The organism is Lysinibacillus sp. NPDC095746, from assembly GCF_044763535.1.
Classification (GTDB): domain Bacteria; phylum Bacillota; class Bacilli; order Bacillales_A; family Planococcaceae; genus Lysinibacillus.
The window spans coordinates 68,477-92,072 of sequence record NZ_JBIWGL010000022.1; the positions used below are offsets into that span (position 1 = coordinate 68,477).

At 37.4% G+C, this 23,596-nt stretch carries 16 protein-coding genes; 2 read left to right on the plus strand and 14 right to left on the minus strand.

Annotated features, from left to right (window positions below):
• Positions 1-191 precede the first annotated feature (191 nt).
• The 5 genes from ACIQ7N_RS16620 to ACIQ7N_RS16640 all read right to left on the minus strand — a co-directional run bounded on the left by ACIQ7N_RS16620 (position 192) and on the right by ACIQ7N_RS16640 (position 9,878).
• The gene (locus ACIQ7N_RS16620; protein ID WP_248718006.1) at positions 192-1,277 is read right to left on the minus strand and encodes an SDR family oxidoreductase; all 1,086 of its coding nucleotides are present in this window, start codon (positions 1,275-1,277) and stop codon (positions 192-194) included.
• A 17-nt stretch (positions 1,278-1,294) separates the two neighbouring features.
• Complete coding sequence (locus tag ACIQ7N_RS16625; RefSeq protein WP_402934042.1) at positions 1,295-4,348, minus strand: efflux RND transporter permease subunit; 3,054 nt, start codon at positions 4,346-4,348, stop codon at positions 1,295-1,297.
• A 332-nt stretch (positions 4,349-4,680) separates the two neighbouring features.
• Complete coding sequence (locus tag ACIQ7N_RS16630) at positions 4,681-6,258, minus strand: peptide chain release factor 3 (protein WP_132357829.1); 1,578 nt, start codon at positions 6,256-6,258, stop codon at positions 4,681-4,683.
• A gap of 325 nt (positions 6,259-6,583) precedes the next feature.
• Positions 6,584-8,050 (minus strand): UDP-N-acetylmuramoyl-L-alanyl-D-glutamate--2,6-diaminopimelate ligase, encoded by a 1,467-nt coding sequence (locus ACIQ7N_RS16635; RefSeq protein ID WP_132357831.1) that lies wholly within the window; start codon positions 8,048-8,050, stop codon positions 6,584-6,586.
• A gap of 439 nt (positions 8,051-8,489) precedes the next feature.
• Positions 8,490-9,878, minus strand: a complete 1,389-nt coding sequence (locus ACIQ7N_RS16640; protein WP_402934046.1) for an aldehyde dehydrogenase — start codon at positions 9,876-9,878, stop codon at positions 8,490-8,492.
• Positions 9,879-10,068: 190 nt separating this feature from the next.
• On the opposite strand from ACIQ7N_RS16640, the gene ACIQ7N_RS16645 reads away from it, so the two are divergent.
• Positions 10,069-10,224 carry a hypothetical protein gene (locus tag ACIQ7N_RS16645; protein WP_274066864.1) on the plus strand — a complete coding sequence of 52 codons (156 nt, stop codon included), beginning with the start codon at positions 10,069-10,071 and terminating at the stop codon, positions 10,222-10,224.
• Positions 10,225-10,371: 147 nt separating this feature from the next.
• Here the strand turns inward: ACIQ7N_RS16645 and ssuE are convergent, their stop codons facing one another.
• The 9 genes from ssuE to ACIQ7N_RS16690 form a co-directional block, all read right to left on the minus strand.
• Positions 10,372-10,902 carry an NADPH-dependent FMN reductase gene (ssuE, locus tag ACIQ7N_RS16650; protein ID WP_402934049.1) on the minus strand — a complete coding sequence of 177 codons (531 nt, stop codon included), beginning with the start codon at positions 10,900-10,902 and terminating at the stop codon, positions 10,372-10,374.
• 463 nt (positions 10,903-11,365) lie between these two features.
• Complete coding sequence (gene lpdA, locus ACIQ7N_RS16655) at positions 11,366-12,703, minus strand: dihydrolipoyl dehydrogenase (RefSeq protein ID WP_402934052.1); 1,338 nt, start codon at positions 12,701-12,703, stop codon at positions 11,366-11,368.
• A 356-nt stretch (positions 12,704-13,059) separates the two neighbouring features.
• On the minus strand, positions 13,060-15,141 hold the full coding sequence (locus tag ACIQ7N_RS16660) for a catalase (protein WP_402934054.1): 2,082 nt from the start codon (positions 15,139-15,141) through the stop codon (positions 13,060-13,062).
• 539 nt (positions 15,142-15,680) lie between these two features.
• On the minus strand, positions 15,681-17,177 hold the full coding sequence (gene glpK / locus ACIQ7N_RS16665; RefSeq protein WP_402934057.1) for a glycerol kinase GlpK: 1,497 nt from the start codon (positions 17,175-17,177) through the stop codon (positions 15,681-15,683).
• Between the two features lie 140 nt (positions 17,178-17,317).
• Positions 17,318-18,121, minus strand: coding sequence for an MIP/aquaporin family protein (locus tag ACIQ7N_RS16670; RefSeq protein WP_402934060.1), 804 nt, complete (start codon positions 18,119-18,121; stop codon positions 17,318-17,320).
• Between the two features lie 157 nt (positions 18,122-18,278).
• Complete coding sequence (locus tag ACIQ7N_RS16675) at positions 18,279-18,842, minus strand: glycerol-3-phosphate responsive antiterminator (protein WP_142510799.1); 564 nt, start codon at positions 18,840-18,842, stop codon at positions 18,279-18,281.
• 174 nt (positions 18,843-19,016) lie between these two features.
• Positions 19,017-20,660, minus strand: a complete 1,644-nt coding sequence (locus tag ACIQ7N_RS16680) for a glycerol-3-phosphate dehydrogenase/oxidase (protein WP_402934063.1) — start codon at positions 20,658-20,660, stop codon at positions 19,017-19,019.
• 494 nt (positions 20,661-21,154) lie between these two features.
• Complete coding sequence (locus tag ACIQ7N_RS16685; RefSeq protein WP_132357854.1) at positions 21,155-21,730, minus strand: RloB family protein; 576 nt, start codon at positions 21,728-21,730, stop codon at positions 21,155-21,157.
• Positions 21,731-21,820: 90 nt separating this feature from the next.
• Entirely contained in the window at positions 21,821-23,110 is a 1,290-nt protein-coding gene (locus ACIQ7N_RS16690; protein ID WP_402934066.1) for an AAA family ATPase, read from the minus strand.
• Positions 23,111-23,487: 377 nt separating this feature from the next.
• On the opposite strand from ACIQ7N_RS16690, the gene ACIQ7N_RS16695 reads away from it, so the two are divergent.
• Positions 23,488-23,596: transposase (locus ACIQ7N_RS16695; protein ID WP_402934075.1), on the plus strand; the 109-nt coding region annotated here is incomplete at its 3' end.

The window sequence follows — 23,596 nt, forward strand, 5'->3', positions numbered from 1 at the left end:
CGTCAGCAACAGATGTTTTTTGTGCGAAAGCGCAGCGTCAGCAACACTGATGTAGATCAGTTAGCTGTTATCGCATGGATGCGATGATTTTGTGACATCCGCCGGCGGCTTTAACTTCTTTCAGCGGGTGTTTGGACACCTGCTGAAGTCAATGTAACCATCGATTTCTATCACGTCCACTAATTGACGCTTCACTTTATTTGAATTCGATAGCGTTTATCGTCTTTATGCGCTATATAAAAATCAATCATTCTAGGCATTGTCAGTATAAAATCGGGACATGCAATACTACCCTTTTTCAAAATGGTAACTGCTTCAGATGTATCGAACTTAGCATTCCAAGCTAAGTAGTCTAGAGTTTCTTGCTCAACGCCTAGATATTTTCGAATAAGTGGTATTTGTAAAGATGTTCTTGCTAGTATTAACGGTAACCGCCCTTTAGGATAATGATTCGTTAATAATTTTACCATCGTACGATACACTTCCTGCACAGGATGAGGATTCGGGTCTGTTAGATGCAAAGTTTTCCCTTCAGCACATTTTTCATCAACGAGATAAGTCGAAGCATTTATAATGTAATCCACTGGTACCACATTTATTGTTGAAGTTGATCGCCCAATATACGGGATAAAAGGAAGGTACTTTAACTTATCTACCATATTTAAAAAGAAATAAGGCCCATCGAATTTAATCGTTTCACCTGTTTCAGAATGTCCACGTACTATACCAGGTCGAATAATTGTCAGTGGTATTTCTGATTTCAAATCTTCTACTCGATGCTCAGCTTCATATTTTGTTTCTTCATAATAATTCTTAAATGCGGGCGGGCGAATTAGTTCATTTTCACGCAAAACACCTTCACGTGTTCCAGCTACATACGCTGTACTAAAATACATATAGCGTCTTAAGTTCGGCAGTGTTCGAACAAAATCATTGACCATTGTCGTACCATGCACATTTACCTTCCATGCTAGATCGCGTGGTACCGCTAAATCATAAATAGCAGCTAGATGCCAGAGCACCTCAATTTGAGGTACAATGTCCTGTACGGCTTGATTTTCAAGACCGAGATTCGGTAATGTAATATCTCCCTCTACAATGCGAATAGAACAGTTTGGAAACTCCGCTACTATTTTTTCTCTTTCTAAATTTGCTTTAACAAATTCACCAGCTAAAACAATAGCGATGACTTCCTGTGATTGTTTTTTTCGAAATAACGCACGTATTAATTGACTTGAAATAAAACCTGGAAAACCTGTAAAAAAATGAACCCCCATTTTCATCCCCCCTGAACTTACCGCATCTTCCTCGTTTCTTTATCCATTAAGCTATAAATAATCGGTACAATATATAATGTCAACAAAGTTGATGTCACAAGTCCTCCGATTACTACAATCCCCATTGGTTGATTCATCTCTGTTCCTTCACCAATACCAAGAGCAAGTGGTAGCAATCCTAAGATTGTTGTTAGTGCAGTCATTAAAATTGGTCGAAGTCGATCTTGTGTTGCCAGTAAAATCGCATCATACGTCTCCATTCCCCTAGCTTTTTGTTGATTAATGTAATCGACAAGTACAATCCCGTTATTCACGACAATTCCAACTAGTACTAAGATGCCTATAACAGATGTCACACCAACTAACGTGTTCGTAGCAAACATTGCAATGGCAACGCCAATAATCATTAATGGTACTGTGAACATAATAACGAATGGATATTTGAATGATTCAAATTGAGCAGCCATTACGATATATACAAGGACTATTGCTAATGCCACGGCTAAAAGCATATCATTAATCGCACTATCGTAAAGCTCACGATCTCCACTAAAGACAACTTGAGTTTCAGTTGGTAATTTTGCTTTTTCTAATACTTTGTCCACTTTGGCTGAGATGCCTCCGAGCGACTCCTTCGTTTTATACTCAACAAAAAATGCAACCGCTGCCGCCTGATCAGAACGTCTTATCGATACTGGTCCTTCTTGGACAGAAACTGTAGCAATGTCCCCTAGCTTTACAAATAAACCTGCAGGTGAACGAAGCTGCATCGATTTTAGTGACTCGATACTATCATTAAACACTTGTCCAAAGCCTGTATAAACAGGCAATACAGCACCATCCTCTGCCATTATTTGCGTTGTTAGCTGACCCTTCGTCATTTGATTGACCGTTTGAGCAATTTGTGCGGGGACAAATCCGTAGTCCTTCGCCTTTTCTCGGTCTACTTCGACTTGAATTTCTTTTACAGTAATATCTAAATCCGTAGATACTTTTGTGATGGCTTTTACCTTTAATAGCTCCTGCTGTAATTTATCAACAGAGCTTTGAAGTCTTTGCTCATCAGAGTCTGTTAACCTAAACGTTAATGTATTTGGTGACGATCCTGTTGTCGTTGAGACATTAAAGTTAATTTCAACTTGCTCACCTAGCTCTTTATGCAAATCTCGCTCAACCTCTTCTACAAATTGAAAAATTGAACGATTCCTTTCTGCTAGAGGAACAAGCTTTACATATAGTTCTGCTTGGTTTGCACTTGTTTGTCCCCGTGCCTGTGCCTGTTGCGTACCACCGATTAGGCTAACATATACGTCAACATCTTTCTCCCGTTTTAGGCGTTCTTCTATTTTCGCTACAACTTTTTCTGTTTCTGATACTGCTACCCCTTTTTCTAGATTTACACTAATGGAGGCAAACCCTTCATCCGTTGGCGGTAAAAACTCAGTACCAATTTTCATAAGCCCAAACAACGCAAGTCCAAAACAGACAACTGCTGATATTAGTACAAGCATACGGTGACGCAATACCCAAATAATTGATGTTTTGTAGCGCTTGTAAAAAAATGACTCATTACGTTTTTCGTAAATATTCGTAGATTTCATTTTTAAAAGACGACTTGCAAGCATTGGAACAACTGTTAACGCAACGACTAAAGAAGCAATTAAGCTAAAGGAAATAGTTAATGCAAATTCTGTGAAAATTTGTCCTATTAAACCTTCAATAAACATTACAGGAATGAATACTGCAATCGTTGTGAGAGTGGAAGCAGTAATCGCAAGTGCCACTTCCTTTGTCCCTTCCTTCGCTGCTGTTTTCGGATCCTTGCCAAGTCCTAAGTGTCGTTCAATGTTTTCAATAACAACGATAGCATTGTCAACCAACATACCGATGCCAAGTGCTAACGCCCCTAACGTCATAATATTGAGCGAAAAATTTGCAAAAAACATTAAAACGAATGTAACAATCACTGAATATGGTATCGCAATGCCAATGATAATAGGGCTTTTCACACTACGTAAAAAGACAAATAATACGAACATTGCAAATAATCCACCTAGAAGTAAAGAAGATCCGATATTACTAATGGCTAAATCCACGTAGTTCCCTTGGTCCACTAGTACGTCTGCAACGATTCCTTGATATTGCTTCTTTGTTAATAATTCATTTAAAGCTTCTTTAAAAGCTTTTGAAACCTCTGCTGTATTAGCACCTGATTCCTGTAATACGGACATTAATACCGCAGCATGCTCATTTGCACGTGTTGTAGTTATGGATTTTTGTTCCACACGATCAACAGTCGCTATTTCTCCTACTGTTAATGCTTTACCATCTAGTGGATTTACTGAAATGATTAAATCCGCAATGCTTTCAGGCGAATTTATAGTGCTTAAAATACGTGTCGTTAACATCTTTCCGTCTGCCGTTAACACCGGCTCACCAGGAAGAGAAACATTGTTCGATTGAATAATTTGAATAATATCTGCTTGCGTTAATCCTTTTTCAACTAGCTTCGATTCATCTAAAGTTATTTGAACTTCTTCCACCAGCTTACCAGAAATATTGACGCTTGCGACACCTTCTGTTCGACGGAGTTCTTTTTCTAAGGCTTCCGCCAATAAACGTACATCTATATTGTCATTTTCCGCACGTAGTGAAAGTTGTATTATAGGAAATTGTGATGGATCAAACTTTAAAAAGTTAGGTTTCTCTGCATCATTCGGTAAAGGGGTCATATCGATGCGTTGTAAAATATCGAGCTGAGCATCATCAATATTAGTTGACCAATCAAACTCGAGTATAATTAAATTGGACCCTTCTTGCGAGGTAGACTGTAGTTTTTTTATCCCTGGTAAGGTGGCGAGTGTTGTTTCTAAGGGCTTCGTTATTTTCTCATTAACCTCTGTTGGACTTGCACCAGGATAATTGGTAACAACGATGCCTATAGGTGGACGTAATTCTGGAATAAGCGTAATAGGTATTTTCAATAATGAAACGCCACCTAATATAATGACTAACAACATCGTAACTATTGTAAAAACAGGCCTTTTAATCGAAAAATTACTAATGTTCATTATTACAAGCTCCTTTTAATCTCTTCCTTTCTATAATACCCGAACAGGAGAATATTTTATAAATTTGGTAACCTCTCCTTGTATTATAGGTTTAATATATAGCACAACGCGAAAATTAGGAGATGTAATTTGTTATAACGTATTCCCTATTTAAGTTGATTGAAGACTCCAAAGCGTAGCGGCACCTACCAAGCGTTCAGTCGGAACGGAAATCAACCACACGTTATGATACAGAACTTTATATTTCCTAATACTGTATATATATTCTACATAAAGCTCTCATTTTCCTTGTAAAAAAACACGAATCGCAACATGTCGATTCGTGTTTTTCATTATAAAAGGCTATACAGTTTAATGTCTTCGTTTTTATCAGCGAACCAACGCATAGCAAACTCATTTTCAAATAGGAAAACAAGATTATCAAAACGGTCTTTTACAAGCATTGAACGACCTGAAGACATCGATTCTTTAACATCCTCTTCGTTTTCAATCCATCTTGCAATTTTCGAACCAATTGGCTCCATCTTCACTTCAACATTATATTCGTTTTTCATACGATGCTCAAAAACTTCAAATTGTAATTGACCAACTGCTCCAAGAATAACTTCTTCCGTATGCAACGTTTTATAATATTGAATAGCGCCTTCTTGCACTAATTGTAAAATCCCTTTATGGAATTGCTTAGATTTCATAACATTTTTCGCAGTGACACGAACAAATAGCTCTGGCGTGAACTGTGGCAGTTTTTCAAATTGGAATGTCTTTTTACCACCTACAACTGTGTCACCAATCTGATAAGTGCCTGTGTCATATAAACCGATAATATCACCAGCAACTGCTTCATCAACTGTTTCGCGGTCGTCAGCAAGGAATTGTGTAGATTGTGTCACTTTGAATGATTTACCTGTACGAGATAAAGTCATGTTCATGCCACGTTCAAATTTACCCGATACGATACGCACAAAGGCAATACGGTCACGGTGTGCAGGATTCATGTTTGCTTGAATTTTGAAAATGAAGCCCGAAAACTCCTCATGATCAACCGGATCAATAAATTGTTCATCTTCAGTAATTCGAGGCTGTGGTGTTGGCGCAAATTGTAAATATGTTTCAAGGAATGTTTGCACACCAAAATTTGTTAAAGCAGAACCAAAGAAAACAGGTGTCAATTCACCACGACGAATTTTTTCTTCAGAATACTCATTCCCCGCTTCATCAAGCAACATGATGTCATCCATTGCTTGTGAATAATAAGAAGTCACCTTCATAGGATGCTCAACTGCAAGTTCCCCATTATCATCAATTGGTAAAAAACGTTCTTCTTCCTCAGTACGGAATTGCTCGATACGTTTATTATAACGATCATAAATACCTAAAAACTCTTTACCCATACCGATTGGCCAGTTCATTGGGTAAGCATTAATGCCAAGTACCTCCTCAAGCTCTTCAATCAGCTCAAGTGGCTCTTTCCCTTGACGGTCTAGTTTATTGATAAAAGTAAAAATTGGAATACCTCGCATTTTACAAACTTTGAATAGCTTTAAAGTTTGTGCTTCAATACCTTTTGCAGCATCTACGACCATGACAGCACTATCCACTGCCATTAAAGTACGATACGTATCCTCCGAGAAATCTTGGTGACCCGGAGTATCTAAAATATTAACACGTGAGCCGTTATAATCGAATTGCATTACTGAAGAAGTTACAGAAATCCCACGTTGTTTTTCAATTTCCATCCAGTCAGATGTTGCAAACTTACCTGTTTTCTTTCCTTTTACTGTACCGGCATCACGAATCGCACCACCAAATAGTAAAAGCTTTTCTGTAATCGTCGTTTTCCCAGCATCAGGGTGACTGATAATGGCAAAAGTTCGACGCGATAATATATCTTTTTCTAAATTTGAATTCATCTCGTTATTCTCCTTTTTTCATACTTAATAATAATAAAAGAAGACTTGCCTTACTTACAACCATTTTACATGATTTCCCCAAAAAAGAGGTTTTTTTTGGCGAGGGACAATGTATAGTTTCCTCAAACATTTTCGATGATTACCCTTTCTTTTCATCTACTTACTCGTTTGCTAACATTATGACATTCACCAAAAGTACCCAAAAAGAAAACCCTTTAGTACGAACTAAAAGGGTTCTCTAAGTATGGTGAACTTCCCGCATCTTTGCATGCTTTCCCGTTCACCCTATCAAGTACGCTCTAACATCCTCATTGGAGATCATATATTATACAAATTTTAAGTGGCCAGCTTCTATTGCAATATCTGCATCACTATGCGGATATTTCGTGTTCTCAATAATTTGATAATCTTCATGGCCTTTACCAGCAAAAATAATCATATCTCCTGGTTCAGCAACCTCAATCGCATGACGCACCGCTTCAGCACGGTCTCCGATACATGCATAATTTTCATGAAGCATCCCTTTAGCAAGATCACCTGTAATACTATCATAGTCCTCATAGCGTGGGTCATCTGTCGTTAAAATAACGTAATCAGCGGCTGATGCTTTTTCTGCCATTGCTGGACGTTTTGATTTATCACGATTGCCACCTGTACCAACTAGGAAAATAAGCTTCCCTTTTTTATATGGTTCAGCTGAAGAAATTGCCTTTTCAATGGCATCAGGTGTATGTGCATAATCAACAAAAATCTGCACTGGTAAATCTGAACAAACTTTCTCCATGCGGCCCTTCACTGGTGGCAATTGCTCAATTTGCTCAATGATTGTTTCCATTGAATATCCACGGCCATAAAAAGCTACCATAGCGGCAAGCACATTGTAGATATTAAATTCCCCGAGCAAATGCATTTTTACATGGTATATTCCCTCTGGCATTTCAACGTCAAAAGATGTCATGAAATCATGATACTCACAGTTAATAGCTCGGAAATCAGCTGTTTCATTTTTCAAACCATATGTCCATACAGGAAATGGTGTCATCGCTGCATAGCGCTCTGACCAAGCATCATCGGCATTTAACACTACAAATTTATTCTTTTCTAAGTCTTGTCCAAGTTGAGAGAACATTAAGCCCTTCGCATGGCCATATTCCTCCATCGTACCATGGAAATCAAGATGATCATGTGTAAGATTTGTAAAAATAGCTATATCATATTCTACCCCAGCTAGACGTCCAAGTGCTAAACCGTGTGAAGATACCTCCATCGTCATTAATCTGCAGCCTTCCATTTTTGCACGGAATATCATTTGTTGAGTCGATAATGCATCGCTCGTAGTATTTGCAGATTCATATAAAATACCATTTAAATTAAAGCCGATTGTTCCTGATAATGCCGATTTCTCACCCATACCATGCATTATATTTTGAATAATACCCGTTACTGATGTTTTTCCGTTTGTTCCAGTTACGCCAATCATTGTCATATCTTTCGACGGATAGTCAAAAAACTTTGCAGCTAACAAGCCAACTGCACGATCCGTATCTTTTACAATGACTTGTGCAATATTTTCTGCTAATGGTAATTTTCGTTCTGTTACAACAATTGTTGCGCCACCTTCAACAGCTTTCTGTGCATAGTCATGACCATCTACTGTATAACCTTTTATACAAACAAACATACTATTTGGTTGTACACTTCGTGAATCAATGACAATATCACTTACTTGGTCAGGTAGCACTCCAATTATTTTTTTCAAAGGTAATGCATTCAACAATTCCTCTGCATACATTTCATAGTCCTCCAATCAATCTCTACATTCATTTCATCATTTATTGTTTATTCGACAAAAAATGACAAGATGAATACCCCCACATTCTAATGAACTTATTTTACTACTTATTCACCGATAAATAAAATGCCTGTAAGAACGTTTTTAAAATGAAAACGCTATCATTTTAATATATTTTTAATATTTCACCGTATCTTACCTAACATATCAAAAAACGGCATTTATCGACAACCGAAATGGGAAATATACGTTGGAGAGCTAATCAATTATGCCTCGACAAAATTTGTTGCTGTCGCTTCGCTTTCGCACAGAAAACATTTGTTGCTGTCTTCGCTTTCGCACAAATAAATTGCCACAGGATGTAGGGTTCTAAAACTGAGTTCCTCTATTTCTCGGGGGTCCAAAAAAGTGAGGTGTCAGTGTCCGACACCTCCTTTTACTATTTCATGATAGTTCGCACAAGCTTAACCTTTTGTTTATATGGGGGAAAGAGAACATTCGTCTCTAACTTCGATGATTTTTTTAAAATAGATTTTGGATGGGTAAAGTTTTCAAAGCTTGCCTTCCCGTGATATGCTTTGACCCCTGATGGTCCGACACCGCCAAATGGCAAATGTAAATTTCCTACATGTGTAATCGTATCATTAATACAGCCTCCACCAAATGGTAATTCCTCTAAAAAGTACTGGGTAGCTTTTTCATGCTCTGAGAAAAAATAAGCTGCTAAAGGCTTAGGTAACTGACGAATCTGGTGAATAGCCAGCGGTAAATCATCATACATCATCACAGGTAAAATCGGACCAAATAGTTCATCCTGCATCGAAGGACTTGACCATTTCACATATCCAATAATTGTAGGCTCAATATACAAATCATCACGATCTGTTCTACCACCAAATGTAATTGCATCACGTTCTTCCACGATAATTTGCTGTAAGCGATCAAATTGTCTTAAATTCACAATACGACCGTAGTCAGGGCTTTTTAATGCATTTTTACCATAGAAGGAACGAATCGTTGCTTTCAATATTTTCATAAATTTGTCATAGACATCTTTATGGACAAGAACATAATCTGGTGCCACACAGGTTTGACCAGTATTTGTGAATTTCCCCCAAGCGATTCTTTTCGCCGCTACTTCTAAATTGGCTGTTTGATCAACAATTGCGGGACTTTTCCCACCAAGCTCTAGGGCAATTGGTGTTAAGCGTTCCGCCGCTGCCTTTGCAACAACTTTTCCGACTGCCACACTCCCTGTAAAAAATATATAGTCAAAGGATGCATGAATAAGTGCAGTCACTTCATCTTTTTCTCCCTCTACAACCCGAACATAGGAAGGACTAAACGTTTCTTCAATTATTTTTTTAACGATCGCTGCTGTATGCACAGATGTTTCTGATGGTTTTACAATTGCCGTATTACCACCAACAATTGCCCCAATTAATGGCTCCATTACAAGCTGGAATGGATAATTGAATGGACCAATGATTAATGTTACTCCATATGGCTCTCTTACAATAAAGCTTTTTCCCACTTGGTATTGTATCGGTGTTTTTACAGCTTCAGGTTTCATCCATTCTTCAACATGCTTGACCATATAAGAAATACTATCTAAAACAATGCCAATTTCTGTTGCATATGCTTCAAACTCACTCTTACGTAAATCTAAATATAGAGCATTCAAAATTTCTTTTTCATATTTTAAAATCGTTTTCTTCAGATTTATTAATTGCTCTTTTCGAAATTTTGTACTTTTCGTTGCTCGTGAAAAATAAAATTGACGCTGTTCTGTAATCATATTTTCTACATCTTGTATCGTAAAATTCATAATAAAAGCACCTCTTTTTTTAAAATGGCGTACATAGTTTTTTCATTTCGAAACAAACTATCTTTGTCTATACGATACAACATTGACAATCAAAATTCCTCTTTCTTGAATAGACGGAATGTGTAGACGGTTTTGTAATTTTGGAAAACTTACAACTACATATTGAAAAATTGAAATGGGGGCTAAGACAATGACAACAACAACAGGAACTTGGTGGGAGTCTATTTTTTCTGGACCATTAGCACACGGTATTTGTGAAGAAAAATTATTGCTATTGCAAGATGAGGCATTCTTATATCTCTCTACAGCACCGAGTGAGAAAAATGAAGAACCTGAAGTTAATTAAAAATAGCGCGTTATAGGAGGTTATTTCCTATAATGCGCTATTTTTTGAACTTCATGCTCAATCCCAAAAGTTGGGGATGACATTTGTTAAAACTCATCGGAGCCCCCAAGAAAGTGCCTCATGTTATGTTACTGAGTTACTTCATACTTAAATGGATACAATTTGCTGAAATTGTGTTAATTGTACATCAAGACGGTTAATCGCTTCTTCCTCGATAGCAAAGCTCCCATCTTCTAATCGAATAATTTGTTTATCAACAATATAAACAGAATGTGCGATCGTTGTAGCTCCTAATACAGCTAAAACTGGTTTTAATGCATATTCTAAAGCGAGTAAATGTCCAATAGAGCCACCTACAGCAATTGGTAAAATAATCTTTCCAAGCAATGCTTTTTGCGGTAGCAAATCTAAATATGTTTTTAATATTCCTGTATATGAAGCTTTATAAATTGGCGTCAAAAGTATGATAAAATCTGCCTCTTCAACTTGTTTATTTTCTGAAACGATGGCCTCACTTGCAAAATTAGCCTTAATTAAGTCCTCAGCAGGCAATTCATGTACATAATTTGTGTGTACCGCTATTCCCTGTGCTTTCAAGTAGTTTTCCACCTTTTCGTGAATCGCCGTCACGCGTGAATTTCTCGAATTAGTGCCATTAATAATAACTGCTTTTGTCATATTAGCCACTCCTTATTAACAAAGATAAATGTCCTTACGCCAAATGCAATGTCTTTACATGACGTAATGTAGCGCCTAAGTAACCTGTTTCCTACAGTACGTAACCATTCTCCCAAAAAACGAAAGCCAAATCCTAATTTCATATTCCATCCTCTCCAAGTTAGAAATTCACAACATAAAGATAAAAAAAGCTTCTATGTTTACGCTCGGAGAAAATCCGTTTCGTAAAATAGAAGCCTCTAGATGTCCAGTCAACTCATTTTTAAAACCAAGTATTCTTATAATGTTAATTTAACATAATGACATACAAAGTCAATATGTTTTTTATTTAATGGTATTTATAACAAAATTAAACATAATGATTAGCCTGTATCACGCTTATTATAATTTGTATAAGAAATAGAAGGCTAAACAGTATTGTTATGGGTTCTGGTTCGCTTAATAAAAGGTAGTTTTAAGACCATTATTGGTGAATGGCTTTGTCAAAAATAGCTTTTGCAGCATCCCCTATATGCTCTGACACTGTAGGATGTGGGCAAATCATATTTGCAAGAGTATGTGCCGTACCACCAGCATTTTTAGTAGCTAAAATAGCATTTAACATTTCTGTTGCCCCATCAGCAACAACACAAGCTCCTAAAATGCGTCCTTCTTTTTCCGTCGCAATGAGCTTTATAAAGCCCACTGTATTTCCCTCCATTAATGCCTTAGAGTTTGTGCGTAAAGGCATTTTAGTCACCTTATAAGGTTCGTTAACTTGTTCTTCCAGTAATCCAAAAGTTGCAATTTCAGGATGTGTATAAACACAGCGAGGAATCAAAGCTTGATCAATTAGTGCCGGTTTATTCCCCAGAATATGATCGACAACATAAATTCCCTCTGCACTCGCTGAATGAGCTAGCTGGAAACCACCAACTAAGTCACCTATAGCATAAATATGTGGCTGACTTGTTTCAAGATGCTCATTGACAGCAATCAATCGACCTTCGAAGGCTAAACCTAGCTGCTGAGCTATTTTTGTATTCGGGCGTCGACCCGTTGCAAACAAAAGATTTTCATATGTATAAATGCCTTTAGATGTATGAATTTCATTGCCATTAAAATGCTCAAATTGGAAATCTGTCACAAGCTCAATATTAAGCTTTTTCATCTTTTCACGAATTAGTGGTCGTGCATCTGGCTCTTCTGTCTGTAAAATATCTTCACTATGATTCAGCACCGTCACCTTTGTTCCTAGCGGTGCTAAACTAAATGCCATTTCTACTGCAATAACGCCTCCACCTATAATTGTTAACTGCTTTGGTAGCTCTGTCATATCGAAAAAGGTATCCGTTGTATAGTAGGAAGAAGCCTCTATACCTTTAAAAGGTGGTACAAATGGTTTACTTCCCGTTGCTAAAATGATATCCGTTGCAGTAAAGAGCTCATTACCAACTGTTACCGTTAAATCATTAGATACTGCCGCTTCTCCTCGATAAAAGGTAATTTGATTGCTCAAAATATAGCCCTCAATATTTGTTAAAAGCTCGTCAATAATAGCATCCTTACGTTTCATCAATCTTGGAAAATTTACATTTACTGTAGAAGTTTCAATACCCCAATCATTACCACGTTTTATTTCTTGAATGAGCTTACTATGCTCCAACAATATTTTCGAAGGAATACAGCCGACATTATAGCAGGCTCCTCCTACTTTATCGCGCTCTACTAAAGCGACCTTCTTGCCACTTTTTGCTGCATGAATGGCTGCTATATAGCCTCCAGGACCTGCACCAATAATTGCAATATCAAATTTTTCCACAAAATTCACCTCATTTACCACCATAGCATTTACAAAATTCGAATGCAACGTCATGTAATTTATAGTAAATAAAGAAACATTTTGTCTACCGACTTTCTTTAAAACTCTCGCCCCTCAAGACCCATCTATATGGAGAGGGAGCCAATAAAGGTAACATTTGAAGTACCCATTACTAAAAAATCTCTCACTATTCTTTAAGAACAATGAGAGACTTTAATTATCAGCATTTTTACCATGATAGATGAAATATTTCATAGAAAATCTAATGCCATTGACGCGAGATAGTATCGCTTCTTTTCCCACAAGTATTTGCTTCGCTTCACGGATATTTTCCTTTCCGCGGAAACAACGTAAAGTTAATAAATATTCCGTTCCCAAAAGCGTTGTTGAGCTATTGCTTTGACAAATTTTTTAGCGAAATCTTTGTCGCCAGTTGCTAACACAATTCCTGGCCCTACATTGGCATTAGACATATTAAAAAATGTCGTTCCTGATGTAGCTATACCAATCGGTTTGTAATGTCTATACGCTTCATTAATATAATTTACAATATGAGAATTAAACTTTGCTTGATTTTTTGCTCTTACGCCTACAACATATAACGAATCAAATAGTACCGCATCCGTAGTAATAAATGTATCACTTGCTGTTAATTGCACGCCATCACTACTAGTAACAACCCCTAATCTGTCAGAAATAATACTGTATCGAACGCCCTGTCTAGTTAAATATTTTAGTATTTCGCCAACTTCATTTGCATCAAATCCATCACCTATTAGCACGCCTACCTTAAGTGTTTGGGGCATTTTTATAGTATTAGCTTGACTAAGTGCAGGTGATGCTAACGTGACATTTATTTGCTCGCCTTTTGGACGATTAACACCAACATTATCGGCCACAGCCGTTGCCATTGCTTTATCAACACGGACAAACATGTCGACTACTTGTTGGCGGACGGACTTACTTTTCACCTTCCCGACCTCAAAACTAAAGGCATCAATGATATGCTGTTTTTCAGGGGGAGACATACTATTCCAAAACAGCCTTGCCTGTGAAAAATGATCATCAAACGATTTACTACGTGCTCGTGTGATGCGTCCTTCAACCTTTTCTTCATAATGGACAAAGCCACCTTCCTTTGCCGTTGAAGTTGATGGTGTATTATTGGCCAAGGAATTTTTATGGTAGCTCACTTTTCCTAAATTAATAGTTTGACGACTAAAGCCATTGCGCTGATTGTTATGAAATGGACAAATGGGTCTGTTAATCGGGATTTCTGCAAAGTTTGGCCCTCCTAGACGTATTAGCTGTGTATCTAAATAAGAAAATAGCCGCCCCTGTAAAAGTGGATCATTTGTAAAATCTATGCCTGGCACAACATTCCCAGGGTGGAAGGCGACCTGCTCTGTTTCAGCGAAAACATTATCCACATTACGATTCAATGTCATCTTTCCAATCTTTTTAACTGGCACCATCTCCTCAGGCCACAGCTTTGTTGCATCCAAAATGTCAAAATCAAATTTAAATTCGTCCTCTGGCTCAAGCATTTGTACACCTAACTCATATTCAGGATAATCACCTATCTCAATGGATTCCCATAAATCACGTCGTTGAAAATCCGGATCCTTACCAGCAATGATTTGTGCTTCATCCCAAATGAGTGAATGAACACCTAACACAGGCTTCCAATGAAATTTTACAAACCTTGATTTTCCCTTATCATTGACGAAACGAAAAGCATGAACACCGAAGCCTTCCATCATTCGAAAACTTCTAGGTATTGCACGATCAGACATATGCCACATAATCATATGCGCAATTTCTTGATTGTTCGCTACAAAATCCCAAAACGTATCGTGAGCTGAAGCTGCTTGTGGCATTTCATTGTGAGGTTCAGGCTTTACCGCGTGAATTAAATCAGGGAACTTAATGGCATCCTGGATAAAAAAGACCGGTATATTATTACCAACTAAATCATAATTGCCCTCATCCGTGTAAAATTTCGTCGCAAAACCACGAACATCACGTGCAGTATCCATCGAACCTAAGCTTCCTACTACCGTTGAAAATCTGACAAATACAGGTGTTTTCTTATTAGGGTCCTGTAAAAAGCTTGCTTTAGTGTATTCCCCCATCGATTCATACAGCTCAAATTCTCCATGTGCCGCAAAGCCTCTCGCATGTACAACACGCTCTGGAATACGTTCATGATCAAAATGCGTTATTTTCTCTCGAAAATGAAAATCCTCCATAATTGTTGGCCCACGAACTCCAGCCTTTAATGAATTTTCATCATTCGAAACTTTTAGTCCCTGATTCGTCGTCATCTTTTGCCCTTCATTATCGACACGAAACTGCTCTAACTGCTGATCCTTTGCATTCTCCTCCAAATTTTTGCGCTGATTCGACTTAGATTTATCCACGCAATCCCCTTTCATTCCAATACTCATAATTCTCAATATACACTATATGTTTTTATGAAATAAACATGCTTCAAGACATAGCTATAGGAAAACTTTCTCAATTCTTTCTTAATTTACGACCAAATTCGAGCGCGATGCTTCTAGATGACTCATTTTTTCACCAAAACCTTAGACACTGGAACAACTTTATTGTCACTCAACAATTCCTAATCGATCTTTCAATGGCGATGTTCTTTTCCTTTGCACTATAAAAATACCCCTTTAGATAACCATATCTAAAGGGGTATAAAGGTACGACTTTATTCACATCTAGGGAGTTAACTCGGAATCTTCTTACTTTACGACATAACATACTATTGCAATTACGGTAATGTATTTGTTGTTATTTTTATCTCAACTTCGTTCTATCTTCAAAATATGTAAGTGCAAATATAAGTGCAGACCTAAAAACCTTGATCGGCAAGCAAAGTGACCCTAGTTAGATTTTTGTCTAACAACTGGGTTCGCTTCAAATTTGCCTATCAAGGTTTTTTTATCACTATTCTGCTATATGTTTATTTAAATGCTTGAGCAGCTGCAACAGCTTTTTTCCAGCCTGCATAGATTTCTTCACGATGTGAGTCATCCATATTAGGTGTGAATTGACGATCTAAATTCCAATGCTCACTAATTTCATCTGGTGATTTCCAGAAGCCAACTGCTAAACCTGCTAAATACGCAGCACCTAAAGCTGTTGTTTCGTTAATAACCGGACGATCGACAGGAACGTTTAATAAATCCGATTGGAATTGCATTAAGAAATTATTTGCAACTGCACCACCATCTACACGTAATTTCGTTAGTGGGATATTGGCATCTGCTTCCATTGCACCAAGTACGTCTTTTGTTTGATACGCTAACGATTCTAATGTTGCACGTACAAAATGTTCTTTAGAAGTACCGCGCGTTAAACCGAAGACTGCACCTCGTACATCTGAATCCCAATAAGGTGTACCTAGGCCAACGAATGCAGGAACTACATAAACGCCGTCAGTCGACTTTACACGTGCAGCATATTGTTCAGATTCTGAAGCAGAACGGAACATTCGTAAGCCGTCACGTAACCATTGAATAGCAGAGCCAGCTACGAAAATACTGCCTTCTAAAGCGTAAGTAACCTTACCATTTAAGCCCCATGCAAGCGTAGTTAATAAGCCATTCTCTGATTTTACTGCCTTTTCACCAGTATTCATCAACATAAAGCAGCCCGTACCGTAAGTGTTTTTAACCATACCTTCTTCAAAGCAAGCTTGACCGAATAAAGCCGCTTGTTGATCACCCGCAGCCCCTGCAATTGGAACAGCAGAACCAAAGAACAGTGCTTCCTCCGTATATCCATACACTTCTGAAGAAGGACGAACCTCAGGAAGCATAGAAGCTGGAACACCTAAAATGTCTAATATTTCTTCATCCCATTTTAAATCATAAATATTGTACATTAACGTACGAGAAGCATTTGAATAATCTGTAACATGGACTTTACCACCTGTTAACTTCCATATTAACCACGTATCAATTGTACCGAATAATAAATCGCCTGCTTCTGCTTTTTCACGAGCACCTTCAACATTGTCTAAAATCCATTTTACTTTTGTACCTGAGAAGTATGCATCGACTAATAAACCTGTTTTATCACGGAATAAATCATTGTAACCGTTTTCTTTCAATTCCTCACAAATCGCGTTCGTTTGGCGTGATTGCCAGACAATCGCATTATAAATTGGTTTCCCTGAATGTTTATCCCAAACAACAGTTGTTTCGCGTTGGTTTGTAATACCGATCCCAGCAATTTGATTTGATTCAATATTTTTTGCAGAGAGCACTGTAGCGATACAAGAAAGAATAGAAGACCAAATTTCTTCTGCATGATGTTCAACCCATCCGGATTGTGGGAAATATTGCGGGAATTCTTGTTGTGCAACGTGGAGAATGCTCCCTTTTTCATCAAACAAAATAGCACGTGAGCTTGTTGTACCTTGGTCCAAAGCTAAAATATATTTTTTTTCTGACATCGGACATACCTCCAATAATTTTTTTATTTCTTTCAGCAAATGTTTTCAGTAGCGAAAGCAGAGCGACAGCTACAAGTGTTTTCTGTAGCGAAAGCGAAGCGACAGCTACAAATGTTTTATTATGCCGAGGCATAATTAATTTACTCTTCAGTTCTAACATTTTTCACTGTCATTTGAGCACTGATAAAAATAATAACTACAATAATAGCAAATACCCAAAATGTGATACTATTTTTCCCCTCAAAAATTTGTTGGAAGAATAGAGCACCAAAAGTACCACCGATAATTGGACCTACAACTGGAATCCATGCATATGACCACCCTGAGTCACGTTTACCTGGAATTGGTAAGAAAAAGTGAGCTATACGTGGGCCTAGGTCACGCGCAGGATTAATTGCATAACCAGTAGGACCGCCTAATGCCATCCCGATAACTACAATTAGCATACCAACTAGAAATGGATTTAAACCATCCGTAATTGAATTTGTTCCCAATGCTAGAATACCTAAAACAAGTATAAACGTACCAATCATTTCTGAGATTAAATTTGATAATGGATGTTTAATAGCAGGCATTGTAGAAAATACAGCCAGTTTCGCTTCCGGATCTTTCGTACCTTTCCAATGTGGTAGATACATAAAATAAACGAGTATCCCCCCTAAAAATGCACCAATCAATTGTGCAGCAATGTAAGAAGGTACGTCTTCCCACGGGAAATTACCAATTGTAGCAAGCGCGATCGTTAAAGCAGGATTTAAATGAGCCCCGCTAATACCACCAACAGCATATGCAGCCATAGCCACACCTAGACCCCAAGCAAATGTAATCACTACCCATCCACCGCCAAAGCCTTTCGATTTGTGCAGTGATACACCTGCAACAACGCCACCACCGAATAAAATAAGAATCATCGTGCCGACAAGTTCAGCTGTAAATGTTGACATACAAGAAGCCCCCCTTTGTAATAGTGCACTTAGTAAAAAAAATAAACCCACACTTAAACAAACTGCACGTTATAATGCAGATGATTAAATGTGGGTTCCTTTTCCTAACCACGCGCTTTTTAACTTATGTACATTGTAGAGAAAATAATATACATAGTCAACAATATTTTTGGAAATTTTCCCACAAGTTCTTATTTGATGTTGTAATAGCTACTGCTCCAGCTGACAACGCTTCCTCTATGCTTTCAACAGTACGAACTAGTCCACCTGTAATAACAGGAATTTTTGTTCGCTGGTGTACCTCAGAAATCATTGAAGGAATGATGCCTGGTAATAATTCAATATAATCAGGCTTCGCTGATTCAATCATTGAAAAGCTTTTTTCTAGTGCAATCGTATCAATTAAAAAGACGCGCTGTATGGCAATGATCCCACGAGATTTTGCTTTTATTAACATATTAGATCGGGTGGAAATTATTCCTGCTGGACGAATATCATTACATAAAAAATCTGCTGCAAAGTTATCCGTTTTTAAGCCATGAATTAAGTCTGCATGAATAATTAATTTTTTACCGTTACGATCTGCCTCTCGCTTTATTGACATAAGCAAACTAATATGAACTTCTAATAGAACAATGTATTCGAATCGACTATTTAATATTTCATCAAATTGCTTAACTGTACGTGCAGCTGGAATAATTTGTTGATTATTGAAATTCATTTGATTTCCCCTTTATATCAATTATGCCTCATAATTGCGTTTGGAATCGGTTTTTGCTTGTACAAAGCCGATTCTGCGACATCCGCCAGAGGCTAACTTTTTTAAGCGGGTGTTGGACAACCACTTAAAGAAGTTAAAAAAGTCAGGTCGCCATTAAGACGACCTTCCTTTTTATTATAATGCAGTTGTAGCTCTTGTTATTTCTAAATTTAAATCTTTTTCATATTGTGTACGTTGTTCAGTAGACCAATGTAATTGTTTTGCCATTTCATCTAATACTGCATCTTTATATTGTATAACAAGTGCGATATTAAAGAACATATAGGCTGTGCGACGAATCATAAAGTCGTTTGGATGAACAACCATTTCATGATGGATACCATACATTAGTTGAGCATATAACCCTTGAGGTAAAACAGGATGCTGTTCTTTAGCATATTCAAAAACAGTGTCCACATTAGAACCGTAATGATGCGCTAAATGTTTTGCTTCCTCTTCTGATAATCCGATATCAACACCCATTTTTGTGCGTTTCGCCACGAAGGCATGTAAGTTTTGGGAGCCTCCAACATCTCCACCGGAAATATGAATCTGCTTTGTATAACAAGGTTTTGATGCAATGCCAAATCGTTGTTCTAAATCTTGTGCAATCTTATTTAAAACTGTTTCAGCCATTTTACGATAACCTGTTAATTTACCGCCAGCGATTGTCACAAGTCCTGACTGAGATTCCCATACTTCGTCCTTACGAGAAATTTCAGATGGATTTTTACCTTCTTCATGAATTAATGGGCGTACACCTGCCCAACTTGATTCGATATCTGAATCAGTGACCTTAACTTTTGGAAACATGTAATGAATTGCTTTCATAATATAATCACGGTCTTCTTGATGGATATTCATTTCACGGGCATCACCTTCGTAAAATGTATCTGTCGTTCCAACATACGTTTTCCCATTTCGAGGAATCGCAAACACCATACGACCATCAGGTGTATCAAAATAGACAGCTTGACGTAATGGGAATTTAGATTCATCAAAAACGATGTGCACACCTTTTGATAAAATTAAGTGCTTACCATTTTGTCGTCCTTCGATATTACGAACCTCATCTACCCATGGACCAGCAGCATTCACAACTTTTTTTGCACGAATATTAAACGTGCTATGGGCAATCAAATCTTGTGCTACAATACCATCAATTTTCTTTTGGTCATTGTATAAAAAGTTTTCTGCCTTTGTATAGTTAATGAGTGTAGCACCTTTTTCAATGGCAGCTTTGGCAACTTCGACTGTCAGACGTGCATCATCTGTACGATATTCCACATATACACCACCGCCGCGTAAGTCCTCACCTTTGACCAAAGGTTCTTTTTCCATTGTTTTTGCAGCGTTTAACATATATCGACGCTCAGAACGTTTAACCCCTGCTAAAAAATCATAGACGCGTAAGCCAATATTCGTTGAGAATTTACCGAATGTGCCACCTTTATGGAATGGTAGTAGCATCCAAACAGGAGTTGTGACATGCGGTCCATTTTCATAAACAATCGCACGTTCTTTTCCTAAATCTGCAACCTCTTTTATTTCAAATTGTTTTAAATAACGAAGTCCACCGTGCACTAATTTTGTTGAACGACTAGAAGTACCAGCGGCGAAGTCTTGCATTTCAACTAACGCTACAGATAGACCACGAGCAATTGCATCAAGTGCGATACCACAACCTGTAATTCCACCACCGATAACCAATAAATCGTATTCTTTACTTTGTAATTCTTCAATCGTTTGTTGACGTTGTATTGCTGAAGCTGTGCTCATAATGAAAATCCTCCTTATTTAAAGCGAAGAAAAGAGACCATTAAAAGCACATGTACAAATGTACATATGTTTTTAATGGTCTCTCAATCGCTCAAACCTAGTATATTAACTTAATTTCATTGTAGTCTTTTTAGAAAGAAAAGGCAAGGTAGATCGTCTGGAAAATTACGAATACAACATACACTTTTCAATCATTTATAGGTTTAAAATCGCGTCATATGTACAGTTCAATTGTCATGGCCTCTGATATTATTCCCAAATATAAAAAATTTATTTACATGTTTGAGTGGAACATAAAAAAGTTCCACTTCAATCAACTTAATATATGTCGTACTTTTAATAATTGTTATCCCTACCTTTCGAGAAATAAAAAAAGCAGGCTCTCCATTAACTAGTAATAGAAAACCTACTAATTGGCATATAATTGTAGCTGTCTCTTTGCTTTCGCTACGGTCTGTGCTTGCACAAAGAACGACTTTTTTTGCTGAAAGAAGTTAAAATATGTATTTTATCATTTCATGTATATTGCAATAAGGATTGTCACGGCTTTCCGTCTTACGAAGTGACATCATATCCGTGCAATTTTTAATAGCGACCTCATGTCGGAGTGCGATCGGTGCAATGACTGACTCATCTGCTTTATGACGAAAATAACGTGTTACCCCAAGATGCTGCTCCATCTTGTCATTTAATACGGCACGAGGATACTTTTCAGATAGATCGACTTCTTCAAAATGCAACAATAGCCATAATTCAAATGCTTCATTTGAATAGGCAATATGAATACTATTCTCCTCACAAAAGTCATTAACTTCCTCTAATTGCTTTTCAGTTAGATCATCTTTATCAAAAACAATCCAAACCTCATCAAAATATTGGTAGCTTGAATCTCGATAGGCATGCTGGGCTAGCTTAATAGCCGAACGCTTGACGTTTTTTATTTTGACACTTACCATTTTTGAGCGCTTTAAAATACGCATTTGCTCAAAATAAATGCGTTCGGTTTCACCTTCACAATAAATTAAAACTGTTTTACGCAGTGTTCGATTCCCTTGTTGACGCACTCTCACTGCTCAAATACCTCCACTTCCTATTAATTATACCCCGGCATAATTGCAGATAAATGCCACAGGACGATGGCGTTCTTAGACTGAGTTCCTCTATTTCGGCGGCTGTTTGGATAAGCCCTCCAAAGAAGTTAAATATTGATTTGATAAATATTCATTTATAACCGGTGTAGCTCCAAATTCTCCTTTTAAGTAACGCTTAGCATAGGAAATATCCCCACGTTTCTTCTGTAAATCTGCAAAATCAAATAAGGAGTATAACTCGGATTCATTTTTAAAGCTTTTATTTACAAACCATATTTGATCGGAACGTAGTGGCTGATCTAATAAATCAATTTCATGACTTGTGACAACAAATTGATTCGTAACATTACGCATGCTGTTCATAATGGCCATTAAAAATTCGCAGATGGACACATGAAATGCTGTGTCAAATTCATCTATAAAGATTGTCTTCCCTTTATTGTATGCATCGACCATGACACATGCTAAATGCAGCATACGGACTGTCCCCTTTGAATCCATCGTCCAATTGATCGTTTCTGTCCCGATCGGCGCGCCTACTTCATCGAACGATAAATAGTGCAAATCGATATCCACTTCTTGTATAACTTCTGTAGTGTCAAAATCATAGCCAATAGTATTTTTCTCTCTTCGCTCAACCCGTCTTGCCGTCACATCTTGAATAGAAAAGTCTGCAATCTTTAGTATCTTTATAACCTCTTTCTTAAAGGGCTCCTCTTCAAGTTTACGAATAAGCGGATGACTTGATAACCGATTTGTTTCATCTAAAAATAGTACTTTATGTAAAAACCAATCAAATATTTTCGTAGCATCTCGGTCATTAAAGACATTTAATACCGATAAGAAAGCTGTATTATCACGCGTATATTTTGTCAATTCTAGCGTAGTACCATCGACAGTTTCATACAAATATTCCGTACCATCCCATCGTCGATTAAAAAGCTCCACTTTTAGAGACTTTGTCGTTTTAGTTAGACCTTCATAAAGAACCTGTGATGCATTATACTGTACCTCATAATCGTACAATACCCCATCTAGTAATAACGAAATCATAAATTCTGTCGGTTGTTCTTGCTGACTTCCTAATTTAAACGGCTGGTAGGGCAAGCGAAGTTGTTTAACATTATTAAGATTTTCAAAGTTAAACAATAAAGAACGTAAAATTTTAATTGCAGTGAATAAGTTTGATTTTCCACTTCCATTTGGTCCGAAAATAAAGGCACTTTTTACAAGGTGAAATGAGTCACATTTCATCGTATGTGTCTCCTTTAATTTTCGAATACGGCTTCCCGCCACCATTGAAAATAGGGTTTCATCCTTATAACTTAAACAATTTTTCACTCTAAAATCTACTAGCATTTGTAGGCCCCCGTTCCATTCCATAGCACTCCTTTAATTATACTATAGGCGTAAAAAAACACCTATTACTCCGCGAATACCAATAATACGATGTACTGATGAACGCTTACTTTCCGTCTCCTTAAAAATATAAAAAGACGATTTCCCTTTTAGGGTAAATCGTCAAGAAATACACTGATCATCACCTACATATTTTGAGCTCATCCCCAATGGAAGTCACCCATAATTAATAAAAACTGAAGTTGTACCGATAAATCTTCAGGTATAATGAATTCATTCACTACGTGGGGTTGATTTCCTGGATAGGCTACACTAAGTTGGACAGATAAAATAAGGGGTTGTAAACTTAGACTAATAAAACAAGGGAGCGTGCTGCTATGACACGTCAACGTCGAACTTTTACACCCGAATTTAAACTGCAATTAGTGAAACTTTATGAAAATGGTAAATCTCGTGCAGACATTACTAGAGAATATGATATTACAC